Source organism: Micromonospora marina, assembly GCF_900091565.1.
GTDB classification, from domain to species: Bacteria; Actinomycetota; Actinomycetes; order Mycobacteriales; family Micromonosporaceae; genus Micromonospora; species Micromonospora marina.
Genome location: NZ_FMCV01000023.1, coordinates 73,244 through 85,935, shown reverse-complemented (window position 1 = coordinate 85,935; position 12,692 = coordinate 73,244). Strand labels below are relative to the sequence as shown.

Sequence of the window (12,692 nt, the reverse complement as noted above, 5' to 3'; positions counted from 1 at the left end):
TTACCGATCGTGCCGACCGTTCCGCATCGCCCGCCGCTCGACGCCTTGACGGTGGGCGCGCTCGCCCTGGCCGTCGCCTCGGTCTCCTCATCGGCGCCGCTCGTGGCGTTCGCCGCCGCGTCCGCGCTGGCGGTGGCGTTCTGGCGTACCGCGTTGTCGGTGGCGGTCCTGGGTCCGGTCGCGCTGACCCGGCGCCGCGCCGAACTCCGCGCGCTCACCGTCGGGCCGGGCCGGCGCGAGGGGCTCTACTGCGTACTCTCCGGGGTGGCCCTGGCCGCCCACTTCGCCACCTGGATGCCGAGCGCGCAGCTCACCTCGGTCGCGGCCGCGACCGCGCTCGGCGCGACTCAGCCGGTGTGGCAGGGGCTGATCGCCCGCGGGCAGGGACGGCGGCTGCCGGCGGCGGTGTGGGCCGGCATCGGGGTGGCGGTGCTCGGCGCGGTGCTCGCCACCGGCGCCGACTTCGGCGTCTCCGGCCGGGCGTTCGCCGGTGACCTGCTCGCCGTGGTCGGCGGCCTGTTCGCGGCCGTCTACACCGCGTTCGGCGAGCGGGCCCGGGCCAGCATCAGCACGACCACCTACACCACCGTCTGCTACGGCGTCTGCACCGCGATCCTGCTCGTGGTGTGCCTGGTCGGCGGGGTACGCCTGCACGGCTTCGACGGCCCGACCTGGCTGGCGATCCTGGGCCTGGTGGCGGGCGCCCAACTGCTCGGCCACTCGATGTTCAACTACGCACTGCACCGGGTCTCCGCGACCACCGTGAGCGTGCTGATCCTGCTGGAGGCGCCCGGCGCGGCGCTGATCGGCTGGGTGTGGCTGGGGCAGTTGCCCCGGCCGCTGGCCCTGCCGGGCCTGGCGCTGCTGCTGGCCGGGGTGGCGGTGGTGGTGCTCGGCGGGGCGCGGGCCGGTCGCCGTGCCGCACCGGTCGCGGCCCCCGCCGACCCGACCCCGCTCGGCGACTGAGCCGGTCGCGGCGATCGACGAGGAGATCGCGGCGCCGGCCCGCCTCAGACGTCGCGTACCTCCAGCACCCGGGTGACGGGCGCGGCGTCGCCCAGTTCGGTGCGCAGCGCGACGCGGTCCGGGTCGATCAGGAACGCGTCGAGCCCGGCGCGGGCGGCGAAGCGGATGACGTGCACCTCGGTTTCCCCGTCGCCGGTCCGCAGCCGCCGCTCCACCCGGCCGCCGTGCCGGCCGAGCAGCGCGAGCACCGCGTCCTCGTACCGCTGCCCGGCGTCCACGTCGGCGCTCAGGTCGACAAGCGCGACCAGGAGAACCGCCTGCTCAGTGGTCATGTGCCCCGTCGGTGTCGTCAGGCGTCCAGCCCGACCGCCTTCGCGCTGGCCGTCCAGAGCCGGGCGGCCAGCGCCGGGTCGGCGGCCTTCGGCCTGGGCCGGTGCGGCTTGCGGTCGGCGTAGTAGCCGCCGTCGATCAGCCGGGACGGATCCTGGCAGGCCAGCCAGACCAGCGTCTCCGCGCCCTTCTCCGGGCTGCGGAACGGCAGCAGCCGCATGCCCAGCGCCACGATCCGGCTCTCGTTGCCGAAGCGGGTACGCACCACGCCGGGGTGGAACACGTGCGCGGGCACCTCCGGCCAGCGCCGAGCCGCCTCGGCGGTGAACAGGATGTTCGCCTGCTTGCTGGTGCCGTACGCGCGGAACGGCCGGTACGAGCGCAGCGCGGAGTTGAGGTCGTCCGGGTCCAGCACGCCGCTGCGGTGCGCGTCCGAGCCGGTGACCACCATCCGCCGGATCCGGTCCCGCAGCAGGTTGCTGAGCAGGAACGGGGCGAGGTGGTTGGCCTGCATGCTCAGCTCGAAACCGTCGACCGTGGTGATCGGTTCCAGCACGATCGCGCCCGCGTTGTTGGCGAGCACGTCGATCCGGTCGTACCGCTCGCGCAGCCGTTCGGCGAGCCCGCGTACGTCGTCGAGCACCGCGAAGTCGGCGCGGAACAGCTCCGGCTGCTCGCCGCAGCACTCGCGCACCCGCTCGCCGGCCGCGCGCAGCCGGGCCGGGTCGCGGCCGACCAGCACCACCTGGTCACCGCGGCGCGCCAGCTCCTCCGCGGCGGCCAGCCCGATGCCGGAGCTCGCGCCGGTCAGCACCACGATCCGGCGCTCAGTGAGATCTTCCACAGGTCCATTCACCCCGGTCACGGCACGAGGTTACCGTGGCGTCACCACGCCCTTTGGGATCGTTAAGTTCTCGAAATCCACCGCTGCGCCGGCATCCGCGCCGGACGCTGGAAGGAGCGCATCCATGACCGCTGTCGGTCGTCCCCGCCGATCCTGCCTGGCGGTACCCGGCTCCAGCGTCAAAATGCTCGGCAAGGCCCAGGGCCTGCCCGCCGACCAGGTCTTCCTGGACCTGGAGGACGCGGTCGCCCCGCTGGCGAAGCCGGACGCGCGCAAGAACATCGTGGCCGCGCTGAACGAGGGCGACTGGACGGGCAAGACCCGCGTGGTCCGGGTCAACGACCTGACCACGCCGTGGACGTACCGGGACGTCATCGAGGTGGTCGAGGGTGCCGGGGCGAACCTGGACTGCATCATGCTGCCGAAGGTGCAGAACGCCGAGCAGGTGCACTGGCTGGACCTGCTGCTCACCCAGATCGAGCGCACGCTCGGCCTGGAGGTGGGCCGGATCGGCATCGAGGCGCAGATCGAGAACGCGGCCGGGCTGGTGAACGTGGACGCCATCGCCGGCGCCTCGCCCCGGGTCGAGACGATCATCTTCGGCCCGGCCGACTTCATGGCCTCGATCAACATGAAGTCGCTCGTGGTCGGCGCGCTGATCCCGGACTACCCGGGCGACCCGTACCACTACATCCTCATGCGCATCCTGATGGCCGCGCGGATGCACGACAAGCAGGCCATCGACGGGCCGTTCCTGCAGATCCGGGACGTGGACGCGTTCCGCGAGGTGGCGAAGCGCTCGGCGGCGCTGGGCTTCGACGGCAAGTGGGTGCTGCACCCCGGCCAGATCGACGCCGCGAACGAGGTCTACTCCCCGGCGCAGGCCGACTACGACCACGCCGAACTGATCCTCGACGCGTACGACTACTACACCTCGGAGGCGGGCGGGAAGCTCGGCGCGGTGATGCTCGGCGACGAGATGATCGACGAGGCGTCCCGCAAGATGGCGCTGGTGATCGCCGCCAAGGGCCGCGCCGCCGGCATGTCGCGTACCTCCTCGTTCACCCCGCCCTCGGAGTGACCGGCCGGGGCCGCCCCGGGTTCGCGGGGCGGCCCACCGGGTTCAGTAGGTCGTGCTTCCGTAGCCGGACGGTTCCTGGTTGGCCACCCAGACGATGAAGATCACGATGGCGATGGTGGCCAGCACGGCCAGCACGGTGGAGATCCAGCCGACGATGATGCCGGCGGTGGCGAAGCCCTCGCCGCCTTCGCCGCGTTCCCTGATCTGCTTGCGGGCCATGTGTCCGAGGATCGCGCCCACCGCGCCGATGTAGCCGCCCAGGCCGTAGCCGCAGAGGCCGAGCGCGCCGATGATCGAGACGACCATCGCGGCGATGGCCAGGCCGTTCTGCTTCGGTGCGGGCGGGTACCCGTATCCGGGATAACCGGCCGGCGGCGGCGGAAAGGCACCCGGCTGCGGGTAGGCGCCCGGCGGGTAGCCGGCCGCCGCGTACGGGTCGGCGGACTTCATGCCGGCGTACGGATCGGCGGACGCGTACGGGTCCGCCGGGGTCGGCTGGGTCGGGACGGGATTGCCCGCCATCGGCAGCGCCGGATCGGCCGGCGGGCTCGACTGCGGTCCGGCCGTCGACGACGGGTCGTGCCAGCCACCGGACGGTGGGGGATAGGTCATCTGATCATCTCCAGGTACGTGGTCGCGCTCAGGGTAGCCACCCGGCGCGCGACACGGACGTCCCCTTTCCGGCCACCGCGTTGCCCGTGGGGTCGGCACCGGGCAGGATCCTCGGCATGGCACTTGACGCGCGTGGGGGTCGGTCGCGACGGGACATGAGCCGGCCGGGGTCGGTGCGCCGCCCGCGCGGCGGCGAGCCGGTCGGCGGCGCCGACTCCGAACGGCCGGCGCCGCTGCCGGAACCGGCCACCATGCGCCTGGACGGCCGGGTCGCGCTGGTGACCGGCGCGGGCAGCCCGGACGGCATCGGGTACGCGACCGCGCGCCGGCTGTCCGACCTGGGCGCCCGGGTGGCGATCGTGTCCACCACGAGGCGCATCCACGAACGCGCGGGCGAGCTGGGTGTCACCGGTTTCGTCGCCGACCTCACCGACGAGTCGGAGGTGGGCGCGCTCGCCGACGCGGTGGCCGAGCAACTCGGCGACGTGGAGGTGCTGGTGAACAACGCGGGCCTGGCCAGCCGGGCCAGCCCGGAGGTGCTGCGACCGGTGGCGCAGTTGACGTACGACGAGTGGCGCGGCGAGATCGACCGCAACCTGACCACCGCGTTCCTGTCCAGCCGCGCGTTCATCGGCGGCATGGCCGAGCGGGGCTGGGGCCGGATCGTCAACCTGGCCGCCACCGCCGGGCCGGTCAACGCGCTGCCCACCGAGGCGGCCTACGCGGCGGCGAAGGCCGGCGTGGTCGGGCTGACCCGGGCGCTGGCGATGGAGATGGTCGCCGACGGGGTGACTGTGAACGCGGTGGCGCCGGGAATCATCCACACCGCGGCGTCGACCATGGCCGAGATCAAGCAGGGCCTCGGTACGCCGGTCGGGCGTCCCGGCACGCCGGACGAGGTGGCCGCCGCGATCGCGTTCCTGTGCTCGCCGGCCGCGTCGTACATCACCGGTCAGATGCTCGTGGTCGACGGCGGCAACAGCGTCCGGGAGGCGCAGTTCCGCTGAGGGTCAGTACGTGCCGCTGTCGGAGTTGGCCCAGATCGCCAGCCCGATCCATCCGCAGCAGACCAGCACGCCGATCACGGTGAAGACGTAACTGAGGATCAGGCCCCAGTTGGCGAGCTGGTCGCCGTCCTCGCCGGTCTGCCGGATCTGCCGCTTGGCCAGGTGCCCGCAGACGATGCCGGCGGGCGCGAAGACGAACGCGAGGACGAGCGACAGGATGGCGAGCACGTTCGTGCCACCGGGGCGTGGGCCCTGACCGGGCGGGCCGTACTGGCCGTAGGGCGGCTGCGGGGCGTACGGGGGTTGCTGGCCCCACTGCGGATGCTGCTGGCCGTACTGCGGCTGCCCGTACGGCTGGCCGTGCGACGGCGGCTCGTACGGCGACGGTGGCTGCTCGTCGGTCACGGGCGCCCCTTCCCCCAGGTCAACGACCCTCTCTCTTGCGGACGCTACCCGCAGCGGTGAACCTTTTCACAGCGGTTGTGTGGACTGGTCACCTTGGCGCGGCCGGTCCCGGGGCCGATACTGACCGAGCGTTCAGTTACCCATGAGTAATGCGCCGACCCCGGAGGCTGAGATGGCCCGACTCGCCCAGACACCCGGACTGACCGACGTGCAGCGGTCGATCCTGGAAACCGTCCGGGAGTTCGCCGACAAGGAGATCATCCCGCACGCGCAGCGGCTGGAGCACGCCGACGAGTACCCCAGCGACATCCTCGACGGCATGCGCGAAATGGGGCTGTTCGGCCTGACCATCGACGAGGAGTACGGCGGCCTGGGCGAGTCCCTGCTGACCTACGCGCTCGTGGTCGAGGAGCTGTCCCGGGGCTGGATGTCGATCTCCGGCATCGTCAACACCCACTTCATCGTGGCGTACCTGATCTCGCAGCACGGCTCCGCCGACCAGAAGGCCCGGCTGCTGCCCCGGATGGCCACCGGCGAGGTGCGCGGCGCCTTCTCGATGTCGGAGCCCGAGTGCGGCTCGGACGTCTCGGCGATCAAGTCGAAGGCCGTCCGGCAGGGCGACGACTACGTCCTCAACGGCCAGAAGATGTGGCTGACGAACGGGGCGTACTCCTCGGTGGTGGCCACCCTGGTCAAGACCGACACCGGGGCCGACTCGGTCTACGGCAACATGAGCACCTTCCTGCTGGAGAAGGAGCCCGGCTTCGGCGAGACCGCGCCCGGCCTCACCATCCCCGGCAAGATCGACAAGATGGGCTACAAGGGCGTCGAGACCACCGAGATGGTGCTCGACGGCGTCACCGTGCCCGCCTCCGCCGTGCTCGGCGGCGAGGACAAGGTCGGCCGCGGCTTCTACCAGATGATGGACGGCATCGAGGTCGGCCGGGTGAACGTCGCGGCCCGCGCCTGCGGCATCTCGATCCGGGCGTTCGAGCTGGCCGTCGCGTACGCCCAGCAGCGCCACACCTTCGGCCAGCCGCTCGCCAAGCACCAGGCCGTCGCGTTCAAGCTCGCCGAGATGGGTACGAAGATCGAGGCCGCGCACGCGCTCATGGTCAACGCGGCCCGGCTCAAGGACGCCGGCCAGCGCAACGACGTCGAGGCGGGCATGGCGAAGCTGCTCGCGTCCGAGTACTGCGCCGAGGTGGTCCAGGAGGCGTTCCGGATCCACGGCGGCTACGGCTACTCCAAGGAGTACGAGATCGAGCGCCTGATGCGCGAGGCGCCGTTCCTGCTGATCGGCGAGGGCACCTCGGAGATCCAGAAGACGATCATCTCGCGCGGCCTGCTCAAGCAGTACAAGCAGTAGCGCTCAGCGTTCCGCCACGCCGGGGGCCGGTTCCGGGGGAGCCACCGGCAACCCCACCGCCAGCGCCTCCGGCGTGGTCCGGACCTGCTCGATCGCTGCGATCAGCCGCTCGTCCGGCACGGCCAGGTCACGCCCGCCGATCAGCGGCCGGGGCAGCCGTTCCGGTTCCAGGCAGAGGTGCACACCGCCGCCACGCTCGCCGGACCGCTGCGTGCCACGGATCCCGGACCACGGATACCAGTCCCCGTCGTACCGGAGTCCGCCGCCGGTCAACGCCAGCCGGCCGGTGAACCGCACCTCGCCGTGGACGACCCGACCCAGGCTGAGGGCCACGGCACCCAGCACCAGCGGTCGCCACGGCTCGACCTGCGGCCAGCGCTCGGTCAGGAACGAGAACCCGCCGAGCACCACGACGAGGCCGAGCGCCACGTCCGCGGTCAGGCCCAGCCATCCCGCCGCCGACCGCCGGGCCATCAGCCCCGGTTCGGCGCCGTGCGGCCCGGCCACCCGGGGTCGCCAGACCAGCCGGCCGGTCCGCCGTGGCCGCCACTGCCGCTGCGCCAGGTGCACCAAACCCACCAGCCACACCGTGCCACGAATCGCGCTGAGGTCCGAAGGATCCAGCGCGAGGAGGACCCGGCCGCTCACCGCGGCCGCCGCCGCACCGGCCAGGAGCGCGAGCAGCCTGCGGGACCAGAGCCCGTCGCGGCCGGGCACCGCCGCAGCCGCCATCGGGCCGGGACCGGACATGCCCGAAGGGTACGCGCCGCGTGCCGCGGCGTCAGGCTGACGTGCCGCCGGATGTACGGGTCAGCCCGCCGGCGGCCCGCTCGACGATGAGGCACCGGTCCTCGACGTAGTCGAGACCGGCCTCCTCGGCGATCCGGCGCGCCTCGTCCGAGAAGATCCCGAGCTGCAACCACACCGCCGGGGCGCCGATCGCCACCGCCTGCCGCACCACGTCGACCGCGTCGCGGGCCGGGCGGAACACGTCGACCAGGTCGACCGGGTGCGGGATGTCGGCGAGCGTCGGGTACGCCTTCTCGCCGAACAACTTGTCCACAGTCGGGTTGACCGGGATGATCCGCCAGCCGTGCCGCTGCATCTCCAGCGGTACGCGGTGCGCGGCCTTGCCCGGATCACGGGAGGCACCCACGACGGCGATCACGGCGGAGTCGGCGAGGATCTGCTGAGCGGAACGCATGCCCCGAGACTAGCCCCGCCGGTACGGGGCTTCCCCGCTACAGCAGGAAGAGCTGTTCGGCGGCCGGGGTGGGCGGCGGGGTCTCCGGCAGTCGGCGATTGTCGCCGGTCCCGCCCCGGTGCAGCCCGTGCCGGCGGGCCGCCATCCGCACCCGCGCGGTGACCTCCCGCTGGTAAGCCTGGGGCGCGTACGAGCCGGCCTGGTAGAGCTGCCGGTAGCGGGGCACCAGGTGGGGAAACTCCCGGGCCAGCCAGCGGGCGTACCACTCCCGGGCGCCGGGCCGCAGGTGCAGCGGCAACGGCGTCACGCTCGCCGCGCCGGAGGCGGCGATGGCAGCGACAGTGGCGTCGATCGACTCCTCGTCATCGCTGAGGCCGGGCAGGATCGGCGCCATCAGCACGCCGACGGAGAAGCCGGCGTCGGTGAGGGTGCGTACCGCGTCGAGGCGGCGGCGCGGGCTCGGCGTACCGGGTTCGGCCGCCCGCCAGAGCGCCTCGTCCACGAACCCCACCGAGTACGACAGCCCGACCCGTGTCACCTCGGCCGCCTGACGCAACAGGGGCAGGTCACGCAGCAGCAGCGTGCCCTTGGTCAGGATGGAGAACGGGTTCGCGAAGTCGCGCAGCGCCTCGATGATCGGCGGCATCAGCCGGTAGCGGCCCTCGGCCCGCTGGTAACAGTCCACGTTGGTGCCCATGGCGACGTGCGCGCCGCGCCAACGCGGGGCGGCCAGCTCGCGGCGGACCAGCTCGCCCGCGTTGACCTTGACGATCACCTTGCGGTCGAAGTCCGTGCCCGGATCCAGGTCGAGATAGGTGTGGGTGTTGCGGGCGAAGCAGTTGTGGCTCACCACGCCGTTGGCGATGAAGTCGCCGGTGCCGGTGGTGATGTCCCACAGCGGAAGCTCCAGGCCGAGATCCTCCACGGCGGTCACCTGGAGCCGCGTCGCGCACTTGAGCGCCATGCCCTCGATCGAGCGCCGGGCGGTGACGGCCGGGTCGGTGAGGTGGAAGAAGCGCAGCCGCTCCGGCAGCCCGCCGGTCAGCCGGAGCTGACACGCCGCACCGGGTGTGCCCGGCACGTCGAGCGCCCACCGGAAGCCGAAACGCTCCAGCGCTCCGGCCGTGCGGGCCCGGCTCTCGTCGTCGGCGACGCTGATCCGGAACACGCCCTGGTGGCAGGTGCCGGCGGCGTCGAACATGCCGGCCAGGTAGCCCAGTGCCCAGTCGTCTGTCGTCTCGTCGCATGGCTCGAAAAGCCCGGTGACGACGTCGGCCGGGCCGGCTGTGCGGACCACAGTGGTCGTCGACCGGCGGCCCACCCGGGCGACGGTGGCCCGCTCGACGGTGACGCCCGCGTCGGCCAGATGGCGCTCGGCCCGGTCCAGCGCCTCCGCCTCGGCGGTGGCCAGCCGGAACCGGGTGTCGCGCCGGTCGCCGGAGGGACCGTCGTCGCGGACCAGGGCGTGCAGGTAACCGCGGCGGTAGTCGGCCGAGCGTTTCGGCGCCACCGCGAACCGGCCGGTGCCCAGCAGGCGGTTGCGGGTGGTCAGGTGCGGACGGCGCCCGTCGCCGCGCATCGTCCCGGTGACGTGCTTCCAGCCGCGTTCGGTCAGGAACCGGTGGTCGCCGCTGGCGACGAGCGTGGTGCCGTCGGCGAGGGTGACCCGGTAGGCCCGCTTCACGGTCGACCACTTGTCGAGCACAGTGGTGACGACGTAGTGGCGGTAGGCGCCGCGCCGCCGGGTGCCGTAGATCCGGTCGCCGGGCTCCAGCTCGCTGATCGCTCTGGTGCGGCCGTCGGCCATCAGGATCGGTGTGTCGCCGCCCAGGCAGTAGACGCAGGCGTGTGAACAGCCCCGGTAGGGGTTGATCGTCCACTCGAACGGCACCCGCGACTGGCCGGGCACCCGGTTGATGACCGACTTGGCGTGGACCTCGTAGAAGGTCATGCCGGCGAAGTCCGGGGTGTCGAACGTGCGGGTGACGGCGCCGGGCAGCGCCAGCGGCAGGGGTGGAGCCGCCGGCGTCGCCCGATCGGGAGTCCCCTCGTCCGGGGGAGCGGAGAGGTTGTCCCAGCGCATGGAAGTCATTCGAACATGCGTACGAACGAAGTGCAAGTGATGCTCCGGACACCGCGCGCCGCCGCGAGCCGGGGCGGTGCAGGATGGGGGCATGGAGACGTCGACCTTCGTCTACGACGGCGACTGCGCCTTCTGTACCGGTTGCGCGCAGTTCATCGAGCGTCGTGTCCCGACCGGCGCCCGGGTGGTGCCGTGGCAGTTCGCCGACCTGGCGGCGCTGGGTCTGACGGAGGCAGAGTGCGAGGAGGCGGTCCAGTGGGTGGGTGCCGACGGCTCCCGGGCCGCCGGGCCCGACGCCATCGCCCGGCTGCTCGGCGACAGCGGGCCGCTCTGGCGGTTCGCCGGGGCCGGGCTGCGCCTCCCGCCGGTCCGCGCGGCGGCGTGGCCCGCGTACCGCTGGGTGGTCCGCAACCGGCATCGGATGCCGGGTGGGACGGCCGCCTGCGCGCTGCCGCAGGAGGCCCGGGAGCGGCTCTACGGCCCGGCCGGGCGGCCGGAGCCGACCGCGTGAGTCGCGTACCCGCGCTCAGGCGGTCGCCGTCGCGGACCGGTCGAGCGCAGGTGCCCCGTCGGCGGGAGACGTCGGCGGCGGGCGGCCGAGCAGGCGCCTGACGAACACCACCGGGCGGACCTTCTCCAGCGCCAGGAAACTGGTCATCGCCACCAGGTGCGGGGCGAACGAGATGGTGATCGTCGCGATGGTCACCAGGTGGAACGAGTAGAAGAAGCCGACGGTCATCGTCCGCCACCGGGCCCGCAGCACGAACACCAGTGGGCTGAGCAGTTCGAACGCGAGGATGCCGAACTGCGCCACGATCAGCAGGTGCGGCACCTGCGCGATCAGGTCGGCGAGGTCGGTGCCGCGCCTGATGATCGCCCGGGCCAGCACCGAGCCGGTCGCCCAGTCCCACCCGCCGAAGCGGAACTTGGCCCAGGCGGCGAGGAAGTACGTGCAGACGACCGAGATCTGGGTGACCCGCAACGCCCAGCCGCCCGCCTCGGTACGGATCGGGTCGCCGTGCCGGGCACGGCCGGCGGTGGGCAGCACCGCGAGCGCGACCAGGAGCGCGAAGCGGTCGTGGTCGACCTTGCCGTAGCTCATCGCCACGATCATCCACTCGAGGTAAAGCGCGAAGACCGTCCAGCCGAGCAGCCGGTGCGCCCGGCCGGTGGCGGCGAGCAGCGCGGTGACCAGCAGCGCCCAGAACACCACGCCGACCAGGGCCGGGGTGGGGGTGGGCAGCGGGAGCAGCCGGCCGACGAACAGCGGCTGGTAGAGGTCGCCGGGAACGTCGACCCGGGTGCGCACCCAGGGGGTGAAGACGACCAGGTCGGCGGCGACGAAGAGGTAGACCAGGGTGCGGAAGGCGGCGACCCGGCCGCGCGGAACCGCCTCGGTCAGCCAGGCGGTCATCCGCCGGTCTCCCAGCGTACGGCGGTCTCGTCGGTCCACTCGCCGGTCGGACGGCCGCCCTGGATGTCGAACCAGCGCACCACGATCCGGACCTCCACCAGTTCCGGTGCGCCCGGGTGGCGTTCGGCGTACGCATCGACGACGGCCCGCAGCAGGCTCGGGTCGGCGGCGTACCGGTCCTGCTGCCCCTCGATCTCGGCCCGGCGGATGCCGGTGGCCTCCTGGCCGAGCGGCACCACCGCCCCGGTGCGGTCGACGCCTTCGACGCGGGTGTCCGGTGCGGGCGCGTTCGGCGGTTCGGAGGTGGAGTACATCCGGAACGGCCCGAACGGGAAGTCGTCGTCGGTGCCGCGCACGGTGCCGTAGAGCAACAGCGCCAGGCCGATCACTGTGGCGCCCAGTCGGACCGCGCGCCCGCGGGCGGTCAAGGTCTCCATCGCATGGTGACGATACGGGAGCGAAGCGGCCGAAAGTGTCCCTCAGTCGGTCATTCCTCACTGTCCGTCCCGCCGGTTCGGCGGCGCGAGGACGCCGCCGGCCGGCGCCCGAGGCAGGCACCGGCCGGCGGCGTGCGGAGCGTCAGTGGTTGTGCTCGGCCAGTTTCTTGCGGACGTCGTCCATGTCCAGCGCCTGGACCTGCTCGATGAGGTTCTCCAGCGCCGACTCGGGCAACGCGCCCGGCTGGGCGAAGACGATCACGCCGTCACGGATCGCCATGATCGTCGGGATGGAGCTGATGTTGAACTTCGCCGCCAGCTCCTGCTGCGCCTCGGTGTCGACCTTGCCGAAGGCGATGTCCGGGTGCTTCTCCGAGGAACGCTCGTAGACCGGGGCGAAGCGCTTGCACGGGCCGCACCAGTCCGCCCAGAAGTCGAGCAGGACGATCCCGTCCTGGCCGGTCACCTCGTCAAAGTTGGCCGTGGTCAGCTCAACCGTTGCCATTTGCTCTCTCCGATCACCGCGGATTGTCGTACGTCCGGTGGAACCAGGGTCGGTCCGTCCGAATTCCCGTCGCGCGGGTGACGAAACGCTGAGCGCCGGGACGGTGACCCTGGGCACATCGAACACCATCTGTTGGCGTCGGTCGTGCGGAACGCAAATGCACGCCGCACTTGCGTGACGGGATGTGATGGGAGCGTTTCCATGGAGATCACGCCCAGTTTCCGCTACGTCTCGGTAACTTCGGGCTTGACAAGCGCCTATCCGGCCTGCGGAGATCGCTTACCGACCGCATTTCGGTTACTTTGAGTAGTGTTACGAAAAGGTAAATGTGACCTCCGTCTCTGTCGGTGCCGGGTGGTCGTACGGCAGAATTCTTCACATCAGAGCGTGGGCGGCGGGTGCCGGGGAGGGCCCCGCCGCTCATTGCGTCCGGAC

General features: G+C 72.1%; 15 protein-coding genes. 5 read left to right on the top strand and 10 right to left on the bottom strand.

The annotated features are described in order from the left end of the window. Positions 1-9 precede the first annotated feature (9 nt). Entirely contained in the window at positions 10-966 is a 957-nt protein-coding gene (locus GA0070215_RS22840) for a DMT family transporter (protein WP_018788960.1), read from the top strand. Positions 967-1,010: 44 nt separating this feature from the next. On the opposite strand, the gene GA0070215_RS22835 is transcribed toward GA0070215_RS22840, so the two are convergent. Continuing rightward, a complete protein-coding gene (locus tag GA0070215_RS22835) occupies positions 1,011-1,298 on the bottom strand; it encodes a hypothetical protein (RefSeq protein WP_091049586.1) in 288 nt (95 codons plus the stop codon). Between the two features lie 17 nt (positions 1,299-1,315). Next, positions 1,316-2,140: an SDR family NAD(P)-dependent oxidoreductase gene (locus tag GA0070215_RS22830; RefSeq protein WP_026268731.1), complete on the bottom strand. Its 825-nt coding sequence runs from the start codon at positions 2,138-2,140 to the stop codon at positions 1,316-1,318. 124 nt (positions 2,141-2,264) lie between these two features. Between GA0070215_RS22830 and GA0070215_RS22825 the strand changes: the two genes are divergently transcribed. Further along, positions 2,265-3,221: an HpcH/HpaI aldolase/citrate lyase family protein gene (locus tag GA0070215_RS22825; protein ID WP_026268732.1), complete on the top strand. Its 957-nt coding sequence runs from the start codon at positions 2,265-2,267 to the stop codon at positions 3,219-3,221. Between the two features lie 42 nt (positions 3,222-3,263). On the opposite strand, the gene GA0070215_RS22820 is transcribed toward GA0070215_RS22825, so the two are convergent. Then, a complete protein-coding gene (locus GA0070215_RS22820) occupies positions 3,264-3,833 on the bottom strand; it encodes a DUF4190 domain-containing protein (protein ID WP_018788964.1) in 570 nt (189 codons plus the stop codon). A 116-nt stretch (positions 3,834-3,949) separates the two neighbouring features. Here GA0070215_RS22820 and GA0070215_RS22815 point away from each other — a divergent pair, with 116 nt between their 5' ends. Further along, positions 3,950-4,840 (top strand): SDR family NAD(P)-dependent oxidoreductase, encoded by an 891-nt coding sequence (locus GA0070215_RS22815; RefSeq protein ID WP_036347181.1) that lies wholly within the window; start codon positions 3,950-3,952, stop codon positions 4,838-4,840. Positions 4,841-4,843: 3 nt separating this feature from the next. On the opposite strand, the gene GA0070215_RS22810 is transcribed toward GA0070215_RS22815, so the two are convergent. Further along, positions 4,844-5,245, bottom strand: a complete 402-nt coding sequence (locus tag GA0070215_RS22810; protein ID WP_018788966.1) for a DUF4190 domain-containing protein — start codon at positions 5,243-5,245, stop codon at positions 4,844-4,846. Positions 5,246-5,417: 172 nt separating this feature from the next. On the opposite strand from GA0070215_RS22810, the gene GA0070215_RS22805 reads away from it, so the two are divergent. After that, positions 5,418-6,614 (top strand): acyl-CoA dehydrogenase family protein, encoded by a 1,197-nt coding sequence (locus GA0070215_RS22805; protein WP_018788967.1) that lies wholly within the window; start codon positions 5,418-5,420, stop codon positions 6,612-6,614. A gap of 3 nt (positions 6,615-6,617) precedes the next feature. Here the strand turns inward: GA0070215_RS22805 and GA0070215_RS22800 are convergent, their stop codons facing one another. From GA0070215_RS22800 to GA0070215_RS22790, 3 genes are read right to left on the bottom strand one after another with little or no spacing between them, the layout of a single operon-like run. After that, positions 6,618-7,364 (bottom strand): hypothetical protein, encoded by a 747-nt coding sequence (locus GA0070215_RS22800; protein ID WP_091049582.1) that lies wholly within the window; start codon positions 7,362-7,364, stop codon positions 6,618-6,620. 31 nt (positions 7,365-7,395) lie between these two features. Then, complete coding sequence (locus tag GA0070215_RS22795; RefSeq protein ID WP_091049578.1) at positions 7,396-7,818, bottom strand: CoA-binding protein; 423 nt, start codon at positions 7,816-7,818, stop codon at positions 7,396-7,398. A gap of 37 nt (positions 7,819-7,855) precedes the next feature. Further along, complete coding sequence (locus tag GA0070215_RS22790; protein WP_091049573.1) at positions 7,856-9,901, bottom strand: intein-containing Rv2578c family radical SAM protein; 2,046 nt, start codon at positions 9,899-9,901, stop codon at positions 7,856-7,858. Positions 9,902-9,992: 91 nt separating this feature from the next. Here GA0070215_RS22790 and GA0070215_RS22785 point away from each other — a divergent pair, with 91 nt between their 5' ends. Next, positions 9,993-10,412, top strand: a complete 420-nt coding sequence (locus tag GA0070215_RS22785; RefSeq protein ID WP_091049570.1) for a thiol-disulfide oxidoreductase DCC family protein — start codon at positions 9,993-9,995, stop codon at positions 10,410-10,412. A 15-nt stretch (positions 10,413-10,427) separates the two neighbouring features. Here the strand turns inward: GA0070215_RS22785 and GA0070215_RS22780 are convergent, their stop codons facing one another. The 3 genes from GA0070215_RS22780 to trxA form a co-directional block, all read right to left on the bottom strand. Next, positions 10,428-11,315, bottom strand: coding sequence for an HTTM domain-containing protein (locus GA0070215_RS22780; RefSeq protein ID WP_091049565.1), 888 nt, complete (start codon positions 11,313-11,315; stop codon positions 10,428-10,430). Beyond that, positions 11,312-11,752, bottom strand: a complete 441-nt coding sequence (locus GA0070215_RS22775) for a hypothetical protein (RefSeq protein WP_091049561.1) — start codon at positions 11,750-11,752, stop codon at positions 11,312-11,314. Before GA0070215_RS22775 ends, GA0070215_RS22780 begins: the two co-directional genes overlap by 4 nt. Positions 11,753-11,894: 142 nt before the next feature. Then, positions 11,895-12,257 (bottom strand): thioredoxin, encoded by a 363-nt coding sequence (gene trxA / locus GA0070215_RS22770; RefSeq protein WP_018789069.1) that lies wholly within the window; start codon positions 12,255-12,257, stop codon positions 11,895-11,897. Between the last annotated feature and the right edge of the window lie 435 nt (positions 12,258-12,692).

Excerpts from the sequence above, each read along its gene's own strand:
- GA0070215_RS22835 (WP_091049586.1), bottom strand. The coding sequence starts at position 1,298 with ATGACCACTGAGCAGGCGGTTCTCCTGGTCGCGCTTGTCGACCTGAGC.
- GA0070215_RS22825 (WP_026268732.1), top strand. The coding sequence starts at position 2,265 with ATGACCGCTGTCGGTCGTCCCCGCCGATCCTGCCTGGCGGTACCCGGC.
- GA0070215_RS22820 (WP_018788964.1), bottom strand. The coding sequence starts at position 3,833 with ATGACCTATCCCCCACCGTCCGGTGGCTGGCACGACCCGTCGTCGACG.
- GA0070215_RS22815 (WP_036347181.1), top strand. The coding sequence starts at position 3,950 with ATGGCACTTGACGCGCGTGGGGGTCGGTCGCGACGGGACATGAGCCGG.
- GA0070215_RS22805 (WP_018788967.1), top strand. The coding sequence starts at position 5,418 with ATGGCCCGACTCGCCCAGACACCCGGACTGACCGACGTGCAGCGGTCG.
- GA0070215_RS22800 (WP_091049582.1), bottom strand. The coding sequence starts at position 7,364 with ATGTCCGGTCCCGGCCCGATGGCGGCTGCGGCGGTGCCCGGCCGCGAC.
- GA0070215_RS22795 (WP_091049578.1), bottom strand. The coding sequence starts at position 7,818 with ATGCGTTCCGCTCAGCAGATCCTCGCCGACTCCGCCGTGATCGCCGTC.
- GA0070215_RS22790 (WP_091049573.1), bottom strand. The coding sequence starts at position 9,901 with ATGCGCTGGGACAACCTCTCCGCTCCCCCGGACGAGGGGACTCCCGAT.
- GA0070215_RS22785 (WP_091049570.1), top strand. The coding sequence starts at position 9,993 with ATGGAGACGTCGACCTTCGTCTACGACGGCGACTGCGCCTTCTGTACC.
- GA0070215_RS22780 (WP_091049565.1), bottom strand. The coding sequence starts at position 11,315 with ATGACCGCCTGGCTGACCGAGGCGGTTCCGCGCGGCCGGGTCGCCGCC.
- GA0070215_RS22775 (WP_091049561.1), bottom strand. The coding sequence starts at position 11,752 with ATGGAGACCTTGACCGCCCGCGGGCGCGCGGTCCGACTGGGCGCCACA.
- trxA (WP_018789069.1), bottom strand. The coding sequence starts at position 12,257 with ATGGCAACGGTTGAGCTGACCACGGCCAACTTTGACGAGGTGACCGGC.